General features: G+C 63.5%; 15 protein-coding genes. 9 read left to right on the top strand and 6 right to left on the bottom strand.

What is annotated here, in order from left to right:
* Positions 1 to 106: 106 nt before the first annotated feature.
* Positions 107 to 937 (bottom strand): IclR family transcriptional regulator, encoded by an 831-nt coding sequence (locus GNP00_RS03705; RefSeq protein ID WP_011580161.1) that lies wholly within the window; start codon positions 935 to 937, stop codon positions 107 to 109.
* 282 nt (positions 938 to 1,219) lie between these two features.
* Here GNP00_RS03705 and GNP00_RS03700 point away from each other — a divergent pair, with 282 nt between their 5' ends.
* From GNP00_RS03700 to GNP00_RS03670, 7 genes are read left to right on the top strand one after another with little or no spacing between them, the layout of a single operon-like run.
* Positions 1,220 to 1,789 carry a cupin domain-containing protein gene (locus GNP00_RS03700; RefSeq protein ID WP_011580162.1) on the top strand — a complete coding sequence of 190 codons (570 nt, stop codon included), beginning with the start codon at positions 1,220 to 1,222 and terminating at the stop codon, positions 1,787 to 1,789.
* 59 nt (positions 1,790 to 1,848) lie between these two features.
* Complete coding sequence (locus GNP00_RS03695) at positions 1,849 to 2,697, top strand: alpha/beta fold hydrolase (RefSeq protein ID WP_011580163.1); 849 nt, start codon at positions 1,849 to 1,851, stop codon at positions 2,695 to 2,697.
* Positions 2,694 to 3,614, top strand: a complete 921-nt coding sequence (locus tag GNP00_RS03690; RefSeq protein WP_011580164.1) for a VOC family protein — start codon at positions 2,694 to 2,696, stop codon at positions 3,612 to 3,614. Before GNP00_RS03695 ends, GNP00_RS03690 begins: the two co-directional genes overlap by 4 nt.
* A complete protein-coding gene (locus tag GNP00_RS03685; RefSeq protein ID WP_011580165.1) occupies positions 3,611 to 4,399 on the top strand; it encodes an SDR family oxidoreductase in 789 nt (262 codons plus the stop codon). Before GNP00_RS03690 ends, GNP00_RS03685 begins: the two co-directional genes overlap by 4 nt.
* Positions 4,400 to 4,422: 23 nt before the next feature.
* Positions 4,423 to 6,096 (top strand): thiamine pyrophosphate-binding protein, encoded by a 1,674-nt coding sequence (locus tag GNP00_RS03680; protein ID WP_011580166.1) that lies wholly within the window; start codon positions 4,423 to 4,425, stop codon positions 6,094 to 6,096.
* A gap of 5 nt (positions 6,097 to 6,101) precedes the next feature.
* The gene (locus tag GNP00_RS03675; RefSeq protein WP_011580167.1) at positions 6,102 to 6,914 is read left to right on the top strand and encodes an aspartate dehydrogenase; all 813 of its coding nucleotides are present in this window, start codon (positions 6,102 to 6,104) and stop codon (positions 6,912 to 6,914) included.
* The gene (locus GNP00_RS03670) at positions 6,911 to 8,410 is read left to right on the top strand and encodes an aldehyde dehydrogenase (RefSeq protein WP_011580168.1); all 1,500 of its coding nucleotides are present in this window, start codon (positions 6,911 to 6,913) and stop codon (positions 8,408 to 8,410) included. Before GNP00_RS03675 ends, GNP00_RS03670 begins: the two co-directional genes overlap by 4 nt.
* Positions 8,411 to 8,599: 189 nt before the next feature.
* On the opposite strand, the gene GNP00_RS03665 is transcribed toward GNP00_RS03670, so the two are convergent.
* The 4 genes from GNP00_RS03665 to GNP00_RS03650 form a co-directional block, all read right to left on the bottom strand.
* On the bottom strand, positions 8,600 to 9,673 hold the full coding sequence (locus GNP00_RS03665) for an ABC transporter ATP-binding protein (protein ID WP_011580169.1): 1,074 nt from the start codon (positions 9,671 to 9,673) through the stop codon (positions 8,600 to 8,602).
* A gap of 19 nt (positions 9,674 to 9,692) precedes the next feature.
* Positions 9,693 to 11,408, bottom strand: coding sequence for an ABC transporter permease (locus GNP00_RS03660; RefSeq protein ID WP_011580170.1), 1,716 nt, complete (start codon positions 11,406 to 11,408; stop codon positions 9,693 to 9,695).
* Positions 11,409 to 11,471: 63 nt separating this feature from the next.
* Complete coding sequence (locus GNP00_RS03655) at positions 11,472 to 12,527, bottom strand: ABC transporter substrate-binding protein (RefSeq protein WP_011580171.1); 1,056 nt, start codon at positions 12,525 to 12,527, stop codon at positions 11,472 to 11,474.
* A gap of 133 nt (positions 12,528 to 12,660) precedes the next feature.
* On the bottom strand, positions 12,661 to 13,908 hold the full coding sequence (locus tag GNP00_RS03650; protein ID WP_011580172.1) for a M24 family metallopeptidase: 1,248 nt from the start codon (positions 13,906 to 13,908) through the stop codon (positions 12,661 to 12,663).
* Positions 13,909 to 14,079: 171 nt separating this feature from the next.
* Here GNP00_RS03650 and GNP00_RS03645 point away from each other — a divergent pair, with 171 nt between their 5' ends.
* Positions 14,080 to 14,823 (top strand): GntR family transcriptional regulator, encoded by a 744-nt coding sequence (locus tag GNP00_RS03645; protein ID WP_011580173.1) that lies wholly within the window; start codon positions 14,080 to 14,082, stop codon positions 14,821 to 14,823.
* A gap of 150 nt (positions 14,824 to 14,973) precedes the next feature.
* Here the strand turns inward: GNP00_RS03645 and GNP00_RS03640 are convergent, their stop codons facing one another.
* Entirely contained in the window at positions 14,974 to 16,329 is a 1,356-nt protein-coding gene (locus tag GNP00_RS03640) for a phosphomannomutase/phosphoglucomutase (RefSeq protein WP_011580174.1), read from the bottom strand.
* 215 nt (positions 16,330 to 16,544) lie between these two features.
* On the opposite strand from GNP00_RS03640, the gene GNP00_RS03635 reads away from it, so the two are divergent.
* Positions 16,545 to 17,660 carry a DegT/DnrJ/EryC1/StrS family aminotransferase gene (locus tag GNP00_RS03635; protein ID WP_041544519.1) on the top strand — a complete coding sequence of 372 codons (1,116 nt, stop codon included), beginning with the start codon at positions 16,545 to 16,547 and terminating at the stop codon, positions 17,658 to 17,660.
* Positions 17,661 to 17,868: the final 208 nt, after the last annotated feature.

Here is a 17,868-nt window from a genome sequence, read left to right as displayed (position 1 = left end):
TGGCCCTGCGCGTTGCTTTTGTCCGCACGCCAGAGCTGTCGGCACCACCGCCGGGGGTGTCGGGAGATATTGTTGCTGCGTTGGTTGCGCGCGGGGCCTTTATGGCTCAGCCCCGGTAGCCGAGGCCCTTGGAAATCTCGGCCGCGGCCGCCTTGATGGCGCCCTCGATGCGCTGGGCGTTGTTGCTATAGGCGCTGAATTGCTCTTCGGGGCCGGTGACGTTGATGCCCGCGATGGGACGGGATCGATGGTCGAAAATGGCCGCTGCGCAGGAGCCGATTCCCGGCTCGAAATTGCCCTTGCTCCAGGCAATGCCCTGCTTGCGGTCCTCGGCAATCTGAGCGATGAGCTGGGTCAGGGTCGTCGAGGTTTTGGGAGTGTGGGCTTCCAGGTCGGCGTCCCTGTAGAGATCCAGCAACTGTCTTTCCGGCATATAGGCAAGCAGGATGCGCCCGATCGTCGTGGCGTGGGCGGGCAGGCGCGAACCCTCGCGAATATTGCTGATCAGGTGCGAATTGGGCGTTTCGCGCAGCAGATAGACCACGTCGCGCCCGTCGAGCACGCCCAGATGGATCGACAGGTGCAGTTCGTTGACAAGCCTTGCCATGATGGGTTGGGCGACCCTCGTCACATCGCGCGACTTGAGCGCGTCGGCGGCCAGGGAGATCATCCCAACCCCAAGCTGCCAGCTCGCGCCATCATCATCCGATTCGATTATTCCTTCCGCTTCCAGCGTATGAAGAAGGCGGATCAGCGTCGTCCTGTTGATGCCCAATTCGCGCGCCGTGGCCGCTGCGTTGCGGCAGCGTCCACCCGCCGCGATATGCCTGAGAAGCCGGAAGGCGCGGTGGACCGGGGGCACCGAATAGGACGGGCCCTGGGAGGTTTCATCATCGATCTCGATCGTATCGTCGTCCACGCGGGCAACTCCAGCCATAAGTCTCGTACTTTCCCTTAGTCCATAGCGCCAGTGCGGGCAATGTGCGGCCCTTGACACGAGGGTGCTTATGCATAATTATAAACATTGAGTTTATATTTGAACAGTTGGCGTCAAAGAGCGGTTTCCTAAAGTGGTATCGATCACCCTAGCGAAGGATCGAACGAAATCAGCGGCCTGGCTCGTCCCGGTACGCACGCGTGCTCGCTCGTCGCGTCCATTTCTGAGCGCCATCCGTACCCATCCGATTGTCTTTCCGAACCATCAGCACAGGAGTTCTTGATGTCTGTCGTGCCGAAAAAATTCCCATCGATCGAACCGGACGACGTGGTGATCCCCGAGGGAAAGTCTCTCTCCGAGTGGATTGAAAGCCGCGTCGCACGCTACGAGACCCGCACGCTCGATTGGGATGCGTTGAAATTCCAGGCCGATTACGACCCGATCTATCGGCGTGCGCAGATGCGCTATATCGGCACCGGGGCCACCGGCGTGAGCGACGATGAGAATGTCGTTCCGGCAGAAAACTTCACCTTCTCGACCATGGTTCTGCCGGCCGGCTGCGAAGGTCCGCTCCACATCCACCGCGATGCCGAGGAAGTCTTCTTCATCCTCAAGGGGCACAAGATCCGTCTCTTCATCGAGCACAAGGGCGAGCTTGTCGAAACCGTCCTGACCGAGCGCGATCTCATCTCGGTCCCACCAGGGCTTTACCGTGGGCTGCGCAACGAGGGCATCGAAGAGGCCCTTATGTGCGTGATGATCGGCAACCCCAAGCCGGTCACCCCGACCTATCCGGAGGACCACCCGGTTTCCAAGATCCCGCGCCCCGCTGGAAATAAGGCCGCGGGCTGACACCCGCCGGGGGGAGGGGCCGCAGGCCCCTCTCGCTTTGAACACGGCTCTTGTTTTTCATGATGATTATGCGCCAGACCCTCACCAACGGCATAGAATGGCGGGAGCGCGCCGGCGGCGGCGACGTCCTCGTGTGCCTGCACGGCATCGGGTCCACGGCCTCGACCTTCGACGGTCTGATCGGCTATCTGCCCGCCGACTTGCGCGTCATCTGCTGGAACGCTCCCGGTTACGGCGAAAGCGCGCCGCTTGCGGCCGATTGGCCGCTGGCCGCCGATTATGCCATGGCGCTGCTCTCGCTTTGCGAGGCCCTGGAGCTCAAGCGGGTTCATATTCTTGGCCATTCGCTGGGCACGCTCATGGGCGCGGCCTTCGCCGCCGGTCATCCAGAACGGGTCGCCAGTCTGACGCTCGCCGCCTGCGCCCAGGGCCGCGCCACCCCGCGCGGCGGCACGCTTTCCGAAAAGGACGCGCAGCGCCTCGACGATCTTGAACGCGATGGGGCCGAAGCGTTCGCCGCGGCCAGGGCTCCGCGCCTGATCCATGCGCCGGAGCGCAATCCGGACCTCGTCGCCGCCGTGCGTCAGGACATGGCCAAGGTCACCATGCCCGGTTATGGCCAGGCCGTGCGAATGCTCGCCTCGGGCGATCTCGCCGCCGATTGCAGACGGGTCCGCAGCCGTACTTCGGTCATCGTCGGCACAGGGGACGTGGTGACGCCGCCGGACCAGTCCCGCGCCGCCTTTGACGCGCTCGATGAAGCTGTCCGCGGGGACTACGCTCTCGTGCCCCATGCCGGCCACGCCATTCACCGCCAGGCCCCCGCCGCCTTGGCTGCCACCATCGTTTCGACGATGAGGAGTGCTCTGCCTTTGGCAGGCACGATACAATTGGGAGACGTCCGATGAGTGAACCCATCCGCGTTGGTGCCCTGCGCGGCATCGTTATGCGCGCGCCGGGCATAACCGCCACCAGGGGCTTTTACGAGAATAATTGGGGGTTGACCGTCGCCCACGAGGAGGACGGTATCGTCTATCTGCGCGGCACCGGCACCGAGTCCTTCATCTACGGCCTCAAGGACGACCCGGTCTACGGCATCGAATACGTGCATTTCTCGATGCCCGACCGGGCTGCCATGGATGCGCTCTATAGGCAAGTGGTGGCTAGAGGCGCGACGGTGCTCGGCGAGCCCGCGGCGTTCGACGATTTCGTGGGCGGCTACGGTTTCGAAATGCTCGATCCCGATTTGCGCCGCCTGCGTTTCCGCACCGAGGCGAAATCGGTCGAGGCACGGGAAGAATGGGCCCGCCCGCGAAAGGTGAGCCATGTGGTGCTCAACAGCGCCGACATGGACGGGGTCGAGAAATGGTATGTGGACGTGCTCGGATTCCGGGTCTCCGATTATTCGGCCGACCAGATGGTGTTCCTGCGCTGCGCCACCGACCACCATTCCATCGCGCTGGTGCGCAGCCATTACCCTTCGGTCAACCACGTCGCGTTCGAGTTGCCCTCGATCAACGAGTTCATGCGCTCGATCGGCCGCATGAAGGAGAAAGGCATTCACCCCACCTGGGGGCCGGGCCGTCACGGTCCGGGGGACAATCCCTTCGCCTATTATGTTTCGCCCTCGGGCTTCGTCATCGAGTTCACCTCCGAAATCCAGCAGATCGACGAGGAGACACATGAAGCGCAGGTCTGGCCGCGCGACGACCCCGAAAAGATGGACCAGTGGATGACGGCTGGGCCGCCGACCAGCGCGCAGCGCGCCGTCATGCAGGGCCGTCCCGATCCCGGCTTCCCCGAGCTGAGAGGAAGCAACCGATGAAACCGCCTTATGAGGGACGGGTCGCGGTTGTCACCGGAGGCTCGTCCGGCATCGGTCTCGCGACGGTTCAATTGCTGCTTGAGCAGGGGGCGAAGGTCGCCCTTTGCGCGCGCGGGGAAGCGCGGCTCAAGGACGTGGTTTCGGCCCTGGGGCGTGACCACGGCCCGGATCGCTTGCTCTCTCGCGCCTTTTCGGTGCTTGATTCAGATGCCGTCCACGCCTTCGCCGCCGAAGTCGAGGCTGCCTTCGGCCGCTGCGACCTGCTGGTCAACAATGCCGGCCAGGGCCGCATCTCGACCTTCGAGAACACAAGTGACGACGACTGGCGCGCCGAATACGAGCTCAAGCTCTTCAGCCAGATTTACCCCATCCGCGCTTTCCTGCCGATGCTCAAGCGGGCAAAGGGCGCCGTTGTCGCGGTCAATTCGCTGCTCGCCTATCAGCCCGAGGCGCACATGGTCTGCACCTCCTCGGCCCGGGCCGGCGTGCAGAACCTGCTCAAGTCGCTCAGTCTTGAGCTGGCGCCCGACGTTCGGGTCAATTCCCTGCTGCTCGGCCTTGTCGACTCCGGCCAATGGGCCCGCCGCTTTGCCGAACGCGAGGACCAGTCGATGAGCCGGGAGGAATGGTACGGCAATCTGGCCCGCGGCAAGGGCATTCCGCTCGGGCGTCTGGGTGATCCGAGCGAAGCCGCCGCCGCCATCGCGTTCTTGGGCTCTCACGCCGCCAGCTACATCACGGGCGCGCAACTCGATGTATCGGGCGGCCTCGCCCGGCACATCTGACATCCAGTTCATTGGAAGCCGATATGAAACTCGAATCCATCACACGCCACGAGACCGTCGGCGATTTCATTGCAGCCTATCTTGCCGATATCGGCGTCGAGGTGATTTTTGGCGTCATCTCCATCCACAACATGCCGATCCTCGACGCGATCGCCCGCCAGGGGCGGGTCCGGTTCATTCCGGCGCGCGGCGAGGCGGGCGCCATGAACATGGCCGATGCCTATGCACGCGTATCGGGCAAGCTGGGCGTCGTGATGACCTCGACGGGTACGGCGGCGGGCAATGCCGCGGGCGCCCAGGTCGAGGCGCTGACCGCGGGCACGTCTCTGCTGCACATCACCTCGACCGTCGACACCCAGTTCATGGACCGCGACCGCGCGCCGATCCACGACGTTCCGCGCCAGCCCGACATGCTCAAGGGCATCTCCAAGGCCTATTACCGTCTCTGGGATGCAAAGAGTGCCATCGGCACGCTGACCGCTGCCGTCACCGCGGCCATCAGCGCGCCCACTGGGCCGGTCAGCCTTGAAATTCCGGTTGACGTCCAGCGCATGGCTGCGCTGCCCACGACGCGCGTCTTTGCGCCGCAACCGCAGAGCCCCCGCGCCAACGACGCCGCGATCGAGGAGATCGCCCGGCTCGTTGCAGGGGCGCGGCGGCCCATGCTCTGGCTCGGGGGCGGCGCGCGCGGCGCCCGCAAGCAAGCGAGCGAACTGGTCGAGCGCGGCTTCGCCCTCGTCACCTCCACCAATGGCCGCGCCACGGTTTCGGAGGACAATCCCGCCAATCTGGGCGCCTTCAACATGGCGCCCGAATCCCAAGCCCTCTACAAGACCATCGACCTGATGATCGTCGTGGGCTCCAAGCTGCGGGGCAACGAGACGCTCAACAACACCATGCGCCTGCCTCGGCCCACCATCCAGATCGACGCCGACGCCTCGCAGGGCGGACGCAACTATCCGGTGGATTTGTTCGTCCATGGCGATGCCGCCGATACCCTCCAGCGCTTGCTCGATCGCCTGCCGCAAAAGCTTTCCGTCGATCCCAATCTTGTCTTCGACGTCGCCCGTACCCGCGCGCAGGGGGAGGGGACGATGCGCGCCGCCATGGGTCCTTATGGCAGCCTCGCCGACGCGCTGCTCGAACGCGTGGCGCCGGGCCGTCACCCGTGGGTGCGCGATGTGACTATCTCCAACTCCACCTTCGGCAACCGCTACGTCAAGTTCGCCGAGCCCCGCCACGGCGTCCATGCGTTGGGCGGCGGCATCGGGCAGGGCATCGCCATGGGCATCGGCGCCGCCATCGCATCGCCGTCGGCCAAGGCGATCACGCTGCTGGGCGATGGGGGCGCCCAGCTCGGCATCGCAGAAATGATCACAGCGGTCGAGGAGCGAGCACCGCTCGTCTACGTGCTCATGAACGACCAGGCCTATGGCGTGATCCGCAACATTCAGGACGCCCAGTATAATAGCCGGCACCACTATTCCGCGCTTCGCACGCCTAACTTCGCCGCCCATTGCGCCTCCATCGGCTTGCCGCACCGCAAGGTTACGGCGGTCGCCGATTTCGCCGACGCGCTCGACGCGGCGCTGGCGGCAGACGGTCCGCAGCTCATCGAAATCGACATGTTGGCGATCGGCCCCTTCGCCGAGAGCTTTTCCGGCCCCCCGGCCGGCGCCGCGGGCAATAAGGTCTGACTGCCGTGCATCTGGGACTGATCGGCTACGGCAATATCGCTCGCACGCTGATGGGGATACTATCGCGCGAAAGCGTTCCGCTCTCGCAGGTGACCGTCGTTTGCCCACGCGGGTTCGCGGATGAAAGCCGCGTGCGGCTGGCCAGCGACTTCGCAGGGCCGGGGACCGTCGTCTGCGAGACCCAAGCGCTGGTCGAAGCCGCGCCTGACCTGGTTGTCGAGTGTGCCGGCCATGAAGGTGTCCGCCAGCACGCCACGGCCGTGCTCCAGGCAGGAATTGAAACGATTATCGTTTCCATCGGTTCGCTGGCCGACCGGAGCCTGCACGAGGCGGTGATCCAGGCGGCGCGCGCCGGGTCCTCCCGCTTCATCCTGCCCGCCGGCGCCATCGGCGGCATCGATATTCTCTCGGCCCTTAAAGTGTCCGGGATCGAGGCCGTCACCTATACAGGCCGCAAGCCTCCGCACGCGTGGAAGGACACGCCGGCCGCGGCACTTTATGATCTGGATACGCTTGCAACCGAAACCGTCTTCTTTTCAGGCAATGCGCGCGAGGCGGCAACGCAATACCCCAAGAATGCCAATGTTGCGGCAACGCTCGCGCTGGCCGGCCTAGGGTTCGAAAAGACCGATGTAAGGCTCATCGCAGACCCCGCCGCCAAGGGCAATGTGCACGAATACAGCGTGCGCTCGGCCGCCGCCGACTTCACGATGAAGATCGAGGGCAGGCCGTCTCCGGATAATCCGAAAACCTCGGTGACCACCGTTTATTCGATCGCGCGGGAAGTCTTCAACCGATGCCGGGAGCAGGCCATATGAACCGTTTCGAACTGCCCTCTTCGAAGCTCTATATCGGCGGGCGCTGGGAAGAAGGCTCAGGCGCGGAGATCGTCTCGATCTTTTCGGGCGACGGATCGGTCAACCGCGTCATCAAGGGTGCCAGCCGCGCCGATGGCGAACGCGCCATCGAGCGGGCGCTGAAGGCCCAGTCCGATCCGGCCTGGCGCAATCTCAAGCCCCATGAGCGGGCGCGCTTTCTCCATCGCATCGCCGATGGCATCGAAACCAACGCCGCCCGCATCGCCTTTATCCAGACCCGCGACACCGGAAAGACGCTGCGCGAGACCACCGCGCTGGTCGCATCCGCCGCCGGCACGTTCCGTTATTTTGCCGGCGCGCTGGAAAGCCTCGACGATACGCTCACCGCGCCGCGCGGCGATTATCTGTCCATGTCGGTGCACGAGCCCCTTGGGCTGGTCTCCGCCATCACGCCCTGGAATTCTCCCATCGCTTCGGACGCCCAGAAGGTCGCCCCCGCGCTGGCCGCAGGCAACGCGGTGCTGCTCAAGCCCGCTTCATGGTCTCCTCTGGTTTCGCTCGAGCTCGCCCGCATCGTCGAGGCGGCCGGCTTGCCCCAAGGCCTGTTTTCCGTCCTGCCTGGCGCAGGGCGGGAGATCGGCAATCTTCTGGTTGAGCATCCGGCCATCTCGCGCGTGAGCTTCACCGGCGGCACCGCGACGGGCCGTATGCTGGCCCGCCAGGCCGCCGAAAAACTGATGCCCATCTCGCTGGAATTGGGCGGCAAGTCTCCCACGATCGTCTTTGCCGACGCCGATATCGACCTCGCCATCGCTGGCATCCTGTTCGGCGTCTTCTCCTCCAGCGGGCAGAGCTGCATCGCTGGCTCGCGCCTCTTCGTCGAGCGGTCCATATATGAAAGCTTCGTGGACCGCCTCGTCGCGGCCACGAAGAAGCTCGTCGTGGGCGATCCCTTCGATGAGCGCACCCAGGTCGCGCCATTGGTCCATTTCGATCATCGCGACGCTGTTGCCGCCCAGGTCGCAGCCGCCGTCGAAGCGGGCGCGGAGGTCTTGTGTGGCGCCGCGATTCCCACGGGCGCGGATTACGACAGGGGCGCCTATTACCTGCCCACCATCCTCGCCGGGCTTGAAAACGACGATCCGATCTGCCGCGAAGAGGTGTTCGGCCCCGTTCTCTGCGTCCTACCCTTCGACGACGAAGCCGACGTCATCGCCCAATCCAACGCCAACGACTATGGCTTGGCATGCGGGATCTGGACCCGCGATTTTCCCAAGGCATGGCGCACCGCCCGCGCCATCACCACCGGCACGGTCTGGATAAACACCTACAAGCAGTTCTCCATCTCCACGCCCTTCGGGGGCGAAAAGGATTCCGGAATGGACCGCGAGAAGGGCAGGGAGGGCATCCGCGCCTATATGGCCCAGAAATCCGTCTATGTGGACTTGACCGGCAAGCCCCATCCCTGGGCCCGCTGGCCCGAAGCAGGCGCCTGATGCCCGCGATCGCCATCGCGTGATCATGGGTGATGGCAATCCCCCTCTCGATCGGTGCGCATCTTCGCCGAAACCGACGCAGATATGTCCGGCTTCGACCTGACCGAGCCCAATTGAAGGCGAGCGGCGATTTAACCGCCCTACGGCAATTTTGCCTTCAATGCGGTGAGGATAGCGTCCGACCTCCAATCAACGGGCCGGAAATGCCATCCAAGCCTCCGGCCGCGTGGCCACATGCACGCGCTCGCCGACCGGCAGGGCGGCTCCCTCGTGATATATGGTCATCACGCCCTCTCCGATATCGACCTTGTTGCGGTGCATCTGACCTTCGAGATGGCTTTCCACGATGATGCCGGCGATGCCATCCTGCGCGAGGAACTGGCTCGATGGGCGTGCGCCGAGCACCACCTTCTGGCCCAGTTCCATCCATGCGTGCCGCTTTACCGGGAATGGCCGGCTCCCCACCGCGACCACCGCATTCCCGTCCGCGAAGGACGCGACATGCCCATCGAGGGCGTTCATTTCCCCGAACAGACGAGCGATGAACAGCGAGCTGGGATCGTTCATTACCTCCGAGGGGGCGGCCTGCTGCAGGATTTTGCCCCTGTCCATCACCCCCACGCGATCGGCCAGCCCCAGCGCGTCGTCGCGGTCATGGGTGACGATCACCGCTGTGGTTCCCAGGCTCTTGCAGACCTTGCGGATTTCGCCGCGCACGTCGGAACGCAACTGCGGATCAAGATTGGAGAGCGGTTCGTCCATCAGCAGAATCCGGGGCTGCTGGGCCACGGCGCGCGCCAGGGCCACGCGCTGTTGCTGTCCGCCCGAAAGCTGGGTTATGCGACGATCGGCCAGATGGCCGATCTGCATCATGTCGAGCACCTCCCGGGTGCGCGCCATGGCCTCTGCGCGTGAAAGCCGTGTGCGCCCGCGTTCGAGGGTGAACCGGACGTTCTGCATGACCGTCATGGTGGGCCAGAGGGCGTAGGACTGGAACACCATGCCGATGGGACGCCGCTCGGGAGCGACCCATATCCGGTTCGCGCGAGAATAGACCGGGCTGCCATTCAGAGTCATTTCGCCGCCGGTGGGCTCCTCCAGCCCCGCAATCATGCGCAGCGTCGTCGTCTTGCCGCAGCCGGACTGGCCGAGCAGCACATAGGACTCGCCTTCCGCGATCGTAAGGTCGAGCCCATCGAGCACGAGGATGCCGTTCTGGCCGCCGAATCTTTTCTCGATTTTCGCTAGCGCAATAGCTGTCATGGATACACGGAACCGTTCTTTAGCGGGCGCGGGGGCGCCGAGTGAGGTAGAGAAGGCCGGCGAGAAACACCGTCACGACGGCGAACAGCGCCACCGATAGGGCGGCCGATTGCTGGGTTTGGCCCGAGCTGTTGTAGAGGAAGATGCGCGAGGCCAGCGTTTGCAGGTCGTAATTGCTCATTATGAGCGTGATGGGCAGTTCCCGCAGCGTCAGCAGGGCGACCCAGAACCAGGCGAAGATCAGCCCGGTGCGCGCGGCAGGGACGGCGATGGAGAACAGCGTCCGGCCCGAGGTCACGCCCGCCGTCCGGGCATATTCGGCCATTTCTGGGTTTAGCTGGCGGAAGGCGTTGTCGGTGATGCGGTGAGCCGTTGCCACATAGCGTGAGCCTATGGCGATGGCCAGCAGCCAGACTGTGCCGAAGATCGGCACGTAGCGGTGCACGGCCAGCCCGCCGATATTGAAGACGACGGCGATGACGATCGAGGGAACGGCGAGGCTGACCACGGTAACGAGATCGATCGTCCTGCCCAGCGCCGGCATGCGCTTGGACACCCAGGACATGGCGATCGTGAACAGCAGCACACAGGTGGGCACGAAGACCGTGATGAACAGCGTTGTTCCCCCCACATTGGCCAGTTCGGTCCAGAATTGCGGCCCGAACCCGGCCGGCGAAAGCTGCGACACGGCCTTGAGGCTCGGGGGTTGCGGCACGGGCAGCAGCGCCGTCCAGACCAGCATCAGGAAGGGCAGGACGATGCCCAGAAAGCCGTAGATCGAAAAGCCGGTCATCGCGGCCAGTTGCGCGCCCTTGCCAAGCCGCACCGAAGCGACCCGCGCACGCCCGCCGATCGTCCCGGCATCGGCGCTGCGCTTGAACACCAGGATCTGGACGAGGATGAGCGCCAACAGCACCGCCGCCGTCATGGTGCCGATGGCCGAGGCGCGCCCGTATTGGGGCAGGGTCATGGAGGATTGAGTATATTGATAGATCCACGTGGCCACCACGTCGATGCGGGCGGGCATGCCCAGCATACCGGCATAGTCGAAGGTCTCCACCGAGATGACGAGGAAGAACAGCGCCGTACTGATCAGGGCCGGCGCCGTCATGGGCAGAAGGATCTTGAACAGCGCTTCGAACTTGCTCACGCCATGGGCGCTTGCCGCTTCCTCGATGGAGCCGTCCACGTTGGAAAATGCCGGAGCGAGGAAATAGAAGGCGGGACCGACCATGGTGAGGCCCTGGAGCAGGATGATCCATGGCATCGAATAGACGGTGACGAGCGATCCCTGTCCTCCGGCCTCGCGCCACCACAGGTTGATAAGGCCGTTCGAGGGATTTAGCAGGAAGATGTAGCCCAGGGCCACGAGAAATCCCGGAATGGCGATCTGGCTCGTGGCGGCGATCAGGATGGCCCCGCGCCAGCGGAAATCCGTGCGGGCATAGAGCCAGGCCAGAGGAATCGCGATCAGGAACATCACGGCAAGGCTGCCCACCGCGAGGATCGCGGTGTTGGTGATGATGGTGGTGAATTTGCGCGAGTTGATGATGGACTGGTAGTTTTCCAGTCCGAACGCCTTGGTCTCGTCGGAGACAAGGCTGCTCATGATCAGTCCCGCGATGGGCAGCAAAAGCAGGACCACGGCAGTCACCGCCAGGACGACGACGAGCTTGCCGAGTGGATCTTGGCGGCGTCCCGATATCGCGGTTGCCAGACCTACCGAATGCGACATGGGCCTAAACCATCCTCATTTTCGGGCGGCAGGCGAGGACGGTCCCCGCTTGCCGCCCAGCGACTAGATATCCTGCAAGAGCCTGGCTACGGCATTGCCCGCTTCCACGCCTTTGGTCATCCACCATTCAGCGGGGGCCGAATAGACGCCGTCGGTGAGTTTCGACAGCTCGTAGAGATCGGTTCCCGGCGTCGTGTGGCGCGGCCATTCGAGCACTTCGGCTGAAAGAGTTTGGCCGTTCTCGGTCTGGGAGAGCCACCATGCGACGAGGGCGGCCGCGTTCTTGTTGCTCGATTGTTCGAGAACCCCGGCGAAGCGCGGCACCAGCGGCGCCTTGATGGGGGCATAGGCGACCGGGGAATTGTTGGCGATCTGGTCGCCGGAGATGCGGATGCCGAAGCCGATAGGGTATTCGCCGCTTTCGACCAGCGTGCGGATGGCCGCGGGCGCGGGGGCGATGCCCGCGCGCAGGTCGACGAGCAAAGTTTCGACCATTTCCAGAGTCTTGTCCTCGCCCAGCCCGATCGCCCAGGGCGAAAAGACGTCGGGCAGGGCGGCGGTCACGATCCGGCCCGCCCATTTTTCGCTGAGAAGCTCTTCGATGCTGGTGGGCACCTCGTCCGGTTTCAGCAGATTGGTGTTGTAGAAGATCGGACGGGCGAACTCGGCTACGAACAGGCCATGCACCTGTTCGGCGACTTCCTCGGGATTGGCGTCGAGCGCCGCCCAGTCGGTGGCCGCGATCGCTCCGGCTTCGTTAAGGACGCCGAGCAGGGTGGGGACGGTGACGATCAGATCAACGGGAACGCCGACCCCGGCATTGTGCTGCTGCACCAACTGCTGAACGTAGACCGGATCGGGGGCGCCGCCGACCAGACGGATGTCGATATCAATGCCCAGGTCGTTCGCGATCGCCTCCTCGAGACGGGCTTCGTCCTCAGCCGTGCGCGCGTCCGAGCTGACGAAAAGCGAAACGGTGCCTTCGGCCGCCGCGTCATCGAGCAGGGCGCTGACCCCCGCGGGCAAGTCGCTTTGAGCCAGGGCAGGTGCGGCGGCCATCGCGGTCATTACCGCTATGCCCGCGCCTGCCAGTGACAGTCTGAAACGATCGACATTCATGATTTTCCTCCTTTGATCATGTTGCGTCCCCCCGGACGCTTGCAGGCGCCGTGTCGGGATATGCGGGGCAGTTCCCCAATCGCCCCATGAGCTTGACGCAGAGCGTGTGGGGTCGGGGCTAGCGTCCGGCCATTTAGTCGATATGGTTCATGCTGGTGGACAGGGTGTTGTAGCCCTCCACGCCGTTTTCCGTCACTGCGACCACGCCGCCGATCAGCGACCAGTAGCGGCCGAACCGGCAATCGGGCTGGAGTGAGAATGTCATTCCTTCCTTGATTTCATAATCGAAGGGCATGCGCTCCCCGCCGTCGACCAGCGGATATTGCGCGGCCATGTCGGGGAGCTGATCGCGGATTCCGTCGGCGGACGGCCCGCCGCCAAGCAGCGGGTTGAGCGCCGCGATCTGCGGCGTCAGGTGCCAGGCGCCGTTGCGGCGCGTGGGCTCTTCCATCGCCTCGAAGACCTCCCGGAAGCTCGCGCCGGGCCGCAGCATGCCCATCCCGATCTCGAAGCTCTCGCGTGCGATCTCGTGGCACCGCCGCGTCTCGTCGGGAACCTTGCCCAGGGTAAAGCTTGTGTTCACGTGGGTGTTGAGCTCGGCAAAGTTGGGGAGGATTTCCGCGCCCACCATGTCGTCCGCTTCCAGAACGCGGGGCTTGTGGCCCCGAATGAGCCAGGTGGGCTCGCCCCAGGAGGGGTTTTCCAGCCCGGTCTGGAGCATCATCCAGGTGACGCGCATGCCGAGCTTGAGCTGGGCGGCGTAGCCGGCCGCATAGATCTCCGCTTCCGTCACGCCGGGCCGGGCCACCTCCATCATGGCGCGAATGGCCGCTTCCCCAGCTTCGGCGGCGCGGCGCAGATGCGCGCGGTCGGACTTGCTCTTTTGCGCCATCACCAGTCCGTATTCCTGGGTCACGGGCACGATCGTTGCATCGGGCAATCCGGCCTGGACTGCCTCCCAGGCGTCCTTGGGCACCCAGCCATAGCGGAAGAACGGGCCGCCCCAGCCTGCGCCGATTACCCCGATCCGTCCCTTGTCGAGCCCCTTCTCCTTGAGGATTTCGGGTCCCAGATGGGGCACCGCGCCCGTGCGGATATCGGTGATCCAGCTGCTCTGGCCGCGTTCACGGGCCACCATGTTCTGGGTGGCCACCTGCGCGGCGAAGGCGATCATCACAGGCTCCCCCTCGCGCGGGAAGACGAGGTGCTGATAACGGCGGTCATAGGTCAGGTACTGCCCGGCATCGTAGCGGTCGCTGCGGTCCGACCCGAAGATCAGAAGTGCGTCTAGCCCGTGGTCGTCCATGAACTGGCGGGTGCGGCTCCAGCGATACTGGCGCTCTTGCTCTGTTGCTGTGTTGGGGCTGGACAACGTCGTCACTATGGCTCTCCTCTTACGGGCAGTTTCAAATAGAATATCATTGACGCTAAATATGACAATAATAAAATGTTATTGACGTCCGATAACACACTTTCAATGTGCTGCAACTTCCCTCCCACGCTCGGCTTTGGTAATTGCTCCCAGTCGCCACCTAGAGGATTCCCTTGCTCAATGGATGAACATCGTAGCTACAGCGTTCCGACCGCCCTAAATGCGCGGTCATTGGCCGCTTCGGCCAAGACGCTGGCCGATAAGGCTTTTTTCCTGATCAAAGCGGATATCATCGATTGCGTCCTGCCGCCCGGGGAGCTGCTGTCCACCCAGCAGCTCATGGCGCATACCGGACTGGGCTTATCGGCTATCCGCGCCGCCATGGAGCGGCTGGTTGCCGGCCAATGGGTGACGTCCGCGCCCAACAAGGGCTACCGGATCGACGGCATCACGATTAAGGACGTCATCGAGCTCTACGATCTCTCCGAGATCATCTCGCCCCAGCTCTCCCGCATGAGCTGCGGCCGGATCGGCGATGTCTATGACCGATTGATCTCGCTCGCCGAGATAGCTTGCGGGCCGCAGCCGGCCCGGAGCGAAGAGGACGAGCACCGCGTGCTGCTCGCGAGCGGAGAGATCCTGCGCACCATCCGGCTCGCCTCGAACAATTCCTACGCAATCTCCCTCACGCAGCAGATCACCGAGCGGCTCGACCGCGTGGTGGCGGCCCGCCGACACTACTCACAGGCCCCTATCGATTTCCGCCGCGATTTCCGCCCCCTTATCGAAGCCCTGCGGGATAACCAGCCCGATGCGGCCGAGGCTGCGTCCCGGGCCAATGTTCACCGCATGCGTTCGATCGTCATCGATCACATCTTGCGGGCCGAAAGTTTTGCCAATTCGCGTATTCTTGCGGGAATGTAGCAAGTTTGGGCGCAGAATTGCCCTCGCCAGGCTTGGGGGCGGCGTAATGGCTGTGAATCCTGCCGCCCCAGCCAAATCTTGCGACCGGTTTTCTGATTGACGGCAGAGCTCCTATTCGGCGGAGCCGTCTCTGCGACGGCTTCCGATGCGCTAGGCTTCGATCAACCCGCGCAATTCCTGCACTTTCTGCTCCAGGAGCTGCTGGTCGGCGCGGGTTTCCACATTGAGACGCAGCAGCGGCTCGGTGTTGGAGGCGCGCAGATTGAAACGCCAATTGTCGAAGGCCATCCCGAGCCCGTCTATCGTCTCCAGTTCCGGGTTGAAGCGCTGGTAGTGCTCTGCCACGCGCTCCTGCACCGCCTTGGAATCGGCAACGGTGAAATTGATCTCGCCGGAGCAGGGGAAGGCGGCGATGCGTTCCTCCAAGGTCTCGGCCAGGGTTGCGCCGGTTTCTGACAGCTCACAAACGACGTCGAGCCAGGTGAGCATGCCCGAATCGCAATAGGCGAAATCGCGGAAATAATGGTGTGCGCTCATCTCGCCGCCGTAAATGGCATTCTCCTCGCGCATCATGCGCTTGAAATAGGCGTGGCCCGTGCGGCAGGGCTTCGCCACACCGCCGGCTCTTTCCACGACGTCGATCGTGTTCCAGGTGAGGCGTGGATCGTAAAGGATCGTGCCGCCCGGAGCCTTCTTCAGCATCCGCTGGGCAATCATGCCGACGAGGTAGTATCCCTCCACGAACCGCCCCTTGTGATCGTAGAGAAAGCAGCGGTCGAAATCTCCGTCCCAGGCGATGGCAAGGTCGGCGCCTTGCTCCACCACCGCCCTGCTTGCCTTCTCGCGCTTTTCCGGAAGAAGAGGATTGGGCACGCCGTTGGGAAGCCACGGATCTGGATCGTGATCGATCTTTATGAAGGTGAAGGGCAGATGCTTTTCGAGGAGGTCGATGATTGGCCCGGCGCAGCCATTGCCCGCGTGGCAGACGATCTTCAGGGGTCTCAAATTTTGCCCCGCAACCTCCTCGAGCAGGCGCTCGATATAGGTATTGCGGTCGCAGAGCGGATGAAGCGTTCCTCGCTCCTTGTAGCTCGATGCAGTCGGGAACACTTTGTCTGAGCGCATCAGCTCTTCGATGGCGTTGAAGGCGTTGTCGGGCGTGGCGGCCGCAGCGCCCTTCAGCACCATCTTGATGCCGTTATAGTCGGGCGGGTTATGGCTCGCGGTGACCATAAGTCCCGCATCGGCGCCGGAACGGGCGGTATGGAAGTAAACTTCCTCCGTGCCGCATTGGCCGACGGGCAGCACGTCAACGCCGCTGTCGAGCAGTCCCTGCGTGAGCGCGCCGGCAAGAGCAGGACTGTCGAGCCGCATGTCATGACCGATCACGACAGATTTTGGCCCAAGTGCCTCCTTCGTCGCCTGGGCGAAGCGATAGGCGAAGGGGCTGTTGATCTCCTCCGGGATTCGGCCGCGGACATCATAGGCCTTGAAGGGAGCACTCATATAATTCTGTCTCCTGACTGGCACGAACTGATTTGCTGAGTACGAAGATGACTATTTGTTAGAGGCGAACTTTGGGCAACGCAAACGCCAAGCTGTTCGCAGCGGGTCACCGCGTGTAACAATGCCTGCGACAGAGTGAACGTTCCTTTTTGTTGCGAAACTCCCGGCGCACGCCTATTCACCCTCATCCTATCACCACGGACAAGGCATCTGGCATGCAGTTCATCGACCTCGGTAAGCAGCGCGATCGAATTCAGGAAAAGCTTGAGAAACGGCTGGCAAAGGTGCTGGCCGAGGGGCGCTATATCCTTGGCCCCGAGGTCGCCGAGTTCGAGGAGAAGATCGCGGCCTATCTGGGTGTCAAATATGCCATTGCCTGCGCAAATGGCACCGACGCGCTTTTGATCCCGCTCATGGCCAAGGGCATCGGGCCGGGGGATGCCGTCTTCGTGCCGAGCTTTACCTTTGCGGCCACCGCCGAGGTTGTGGCGCTCGCGGGCGCTTCGCCGGTCTTCGTCGATATCGACCCGGAAACCTACAATATTGATATCGACAGCCTGCAAGCGGCGATCGCTGCTGTCCGGGAAAAGGGAGAGCTTGCGCCCAAGGCAATCATACCGGTCGACCTTTTCGGCCTCGCCGCCGACTATTCCGCCATCTCACGGATTGCCGCGCGCGAGGGGCTGTTCGTGATCGAGGATGCCGCCCAGGCCACCGGCGGCTCGCAGGGCAATACCATGTGCGGCGCCTTCGGCGATGTGGCAGGCACCAGCTTCTACCCGGCCAAGCCGCTCGGCTGTTACGGCGACGGCGGCGCCATGTTCACCAATGACGGGGACCTTGCCGAAATCCTCCGCTCCGTCGCGTTCCATGGCAAGGGGCAGAGCCAATATGACAATGTGCGAATCGGCGTCAATTCGCGGCTCGACACCATGCAGGCGGCGATCCTGATCGAGAAGCTCGCCATCCTGTCGGAGGAAATGGAGCTTCGCCAGAAGGTGGCCGCGCGCTACAGCGAGGCCTTGGGGGACGTGGTGAAGGTTCCCGCGATCCCATCGGGCAACCGTTCCGCCTGGGCGCAATATGCGATCGAAACGCCTGCGCGCGACAAGGTGAGGGCGGCGCTCAAGGAAGAGGGCATCCCTTCCGTCGTCTATTATGAAAAGCCGCTGCACCTGCAGGAGGCCTACGCCGCCTATCCACGCGCGCCGAAAGGTCTGGAGGTTTCGGAAACCCTGCCGGAACGTATCCTCTGCCTGCCGATGCACCCCTATCTATCCGAGGCAGACCAGGACCGGGTCGTCGCCACGATTCGTAGCGCGGTGAAGTAAGGGGCGGCTTCTCTCCCTCGTTATCAAAGAGAATACCCAGCCAGCCTCATGGCCGGCGGTGACGCGCTTGTGTTCAGGCATGAACCCTCGGGCTTGACCCGACGAGCCATGCCTGTACGGTCCAGCGGCAAAAGGTCGAAACAAAGGCCCTGGCCATTGCACCGGAACAACTTTCCGTTTTCTTCGCAAATGGCGCAAAACACAGGAT

It is taken from the genome of Chelativorans multitrophicus (assembly GCF_011317445.1).
GTDB classification, from domain to species: domain Bacteria; phylum Pseudomonadota; class Alphaproteobacteria; order Rhizobiales; family Rhizobiaceae; genus Chelativorans; species Chelativorans multitrophicus.
This window is presented reverse-complemented; position numbering and strand designations above follow the sequence as displayed.

Bases quoted from the DNA above. Each gene is read 5' to 3' on its own strand.
- GNP00_RS03700 (WP_011580162.1), top strand. From the start codon at position 1,220: ATGTCTGTCGTGCCGAAAAAATTCCCATCGATCGAACCGGACGACGTG.
- GNP00_RS03670 (WP_011580168.1), top strand. From the start codon at position 6,911: ATGAACCGTTTCGAACTGCCCTCTTCGAAGCTCTATATCGGCGGGCGC.
- GNP00_RS03645 (WP_011580173.1), top strand. From the start codon at position 14,080: ATGGATGAACATCGTAGCTACAGCGTTCCGACCGCCCTAAATGCGCGG.
- GNP00_RS03640 (WP_011580174.1), bottom strand. From the start codon at position 16,329: ATGAGTGCTCCCTTCAAGGCCTATGATGTCCGCGGCCGAATCCCGGAG.
- GNP00_RS03685 (WP_011580165.1), top strand. From the start codon at position 3,611: ATGAAACCGCCTTATGAGGGACGGGTCGCGGTTGTCACCGGAGGCTCG.
- GNP00_RS03690 (WP_011580164.1), top strand. From the start codon at position 2,694: ATGAGTGAACCCATCCGCGTTGGTGCCCTGCGCGGCATCGTTATGCGC.
- GNP00_RS03635 (WP_041544519.1), top strand. From the start codon at position 16,545: ATGCAGTTCATCGACCTCGGTAAGCAGCGCGATCGAATTCAGGAAAAG.
- GNP00_RS03695 (WP_011580163.1), top strand. From the start codon at position 1,849: ATGATGATTATGCGCCAGACCCTCACCAACGGCATAGAATGGCGGGAG.
- GNP00_RS03705 (WP_011580161.1), bottom strand. From the start codon at position 937: ATGGCTGGAGTTGCCCGCGTGGACGACGATACGATCGAGATCGATGAT.
- GNP00_RS03655 (WP_011580171.1), bottom strand. From the start codon at position 12,527: ATGAATGTCGATCGTTTCAGACTGTCACTGGCAGGCGCGGGCATAGCG.
- GNP00_RS03665 (WP_011580169.1), bottom strand. From the start codon at position 9,673: ATGACAGCTATTGCGCTAGCGAAAATCGAGAAAAGATTCGGCGGCCAG.
- GNP00_RS03680 (WP_011580166.1), top strand. From the start codon at position 4,423: ATGAAACTCGAATCCATCACACGCCACGAGACCGTCGGCGATTTCATT.
- GNP00_RS03660 (WP_011580170.1), bottom strand. From the start codon at position 11,408: ATGTCGCATTCGGTAGGTCTGGCAACCGCGATATCGGGACGCCGCCAA.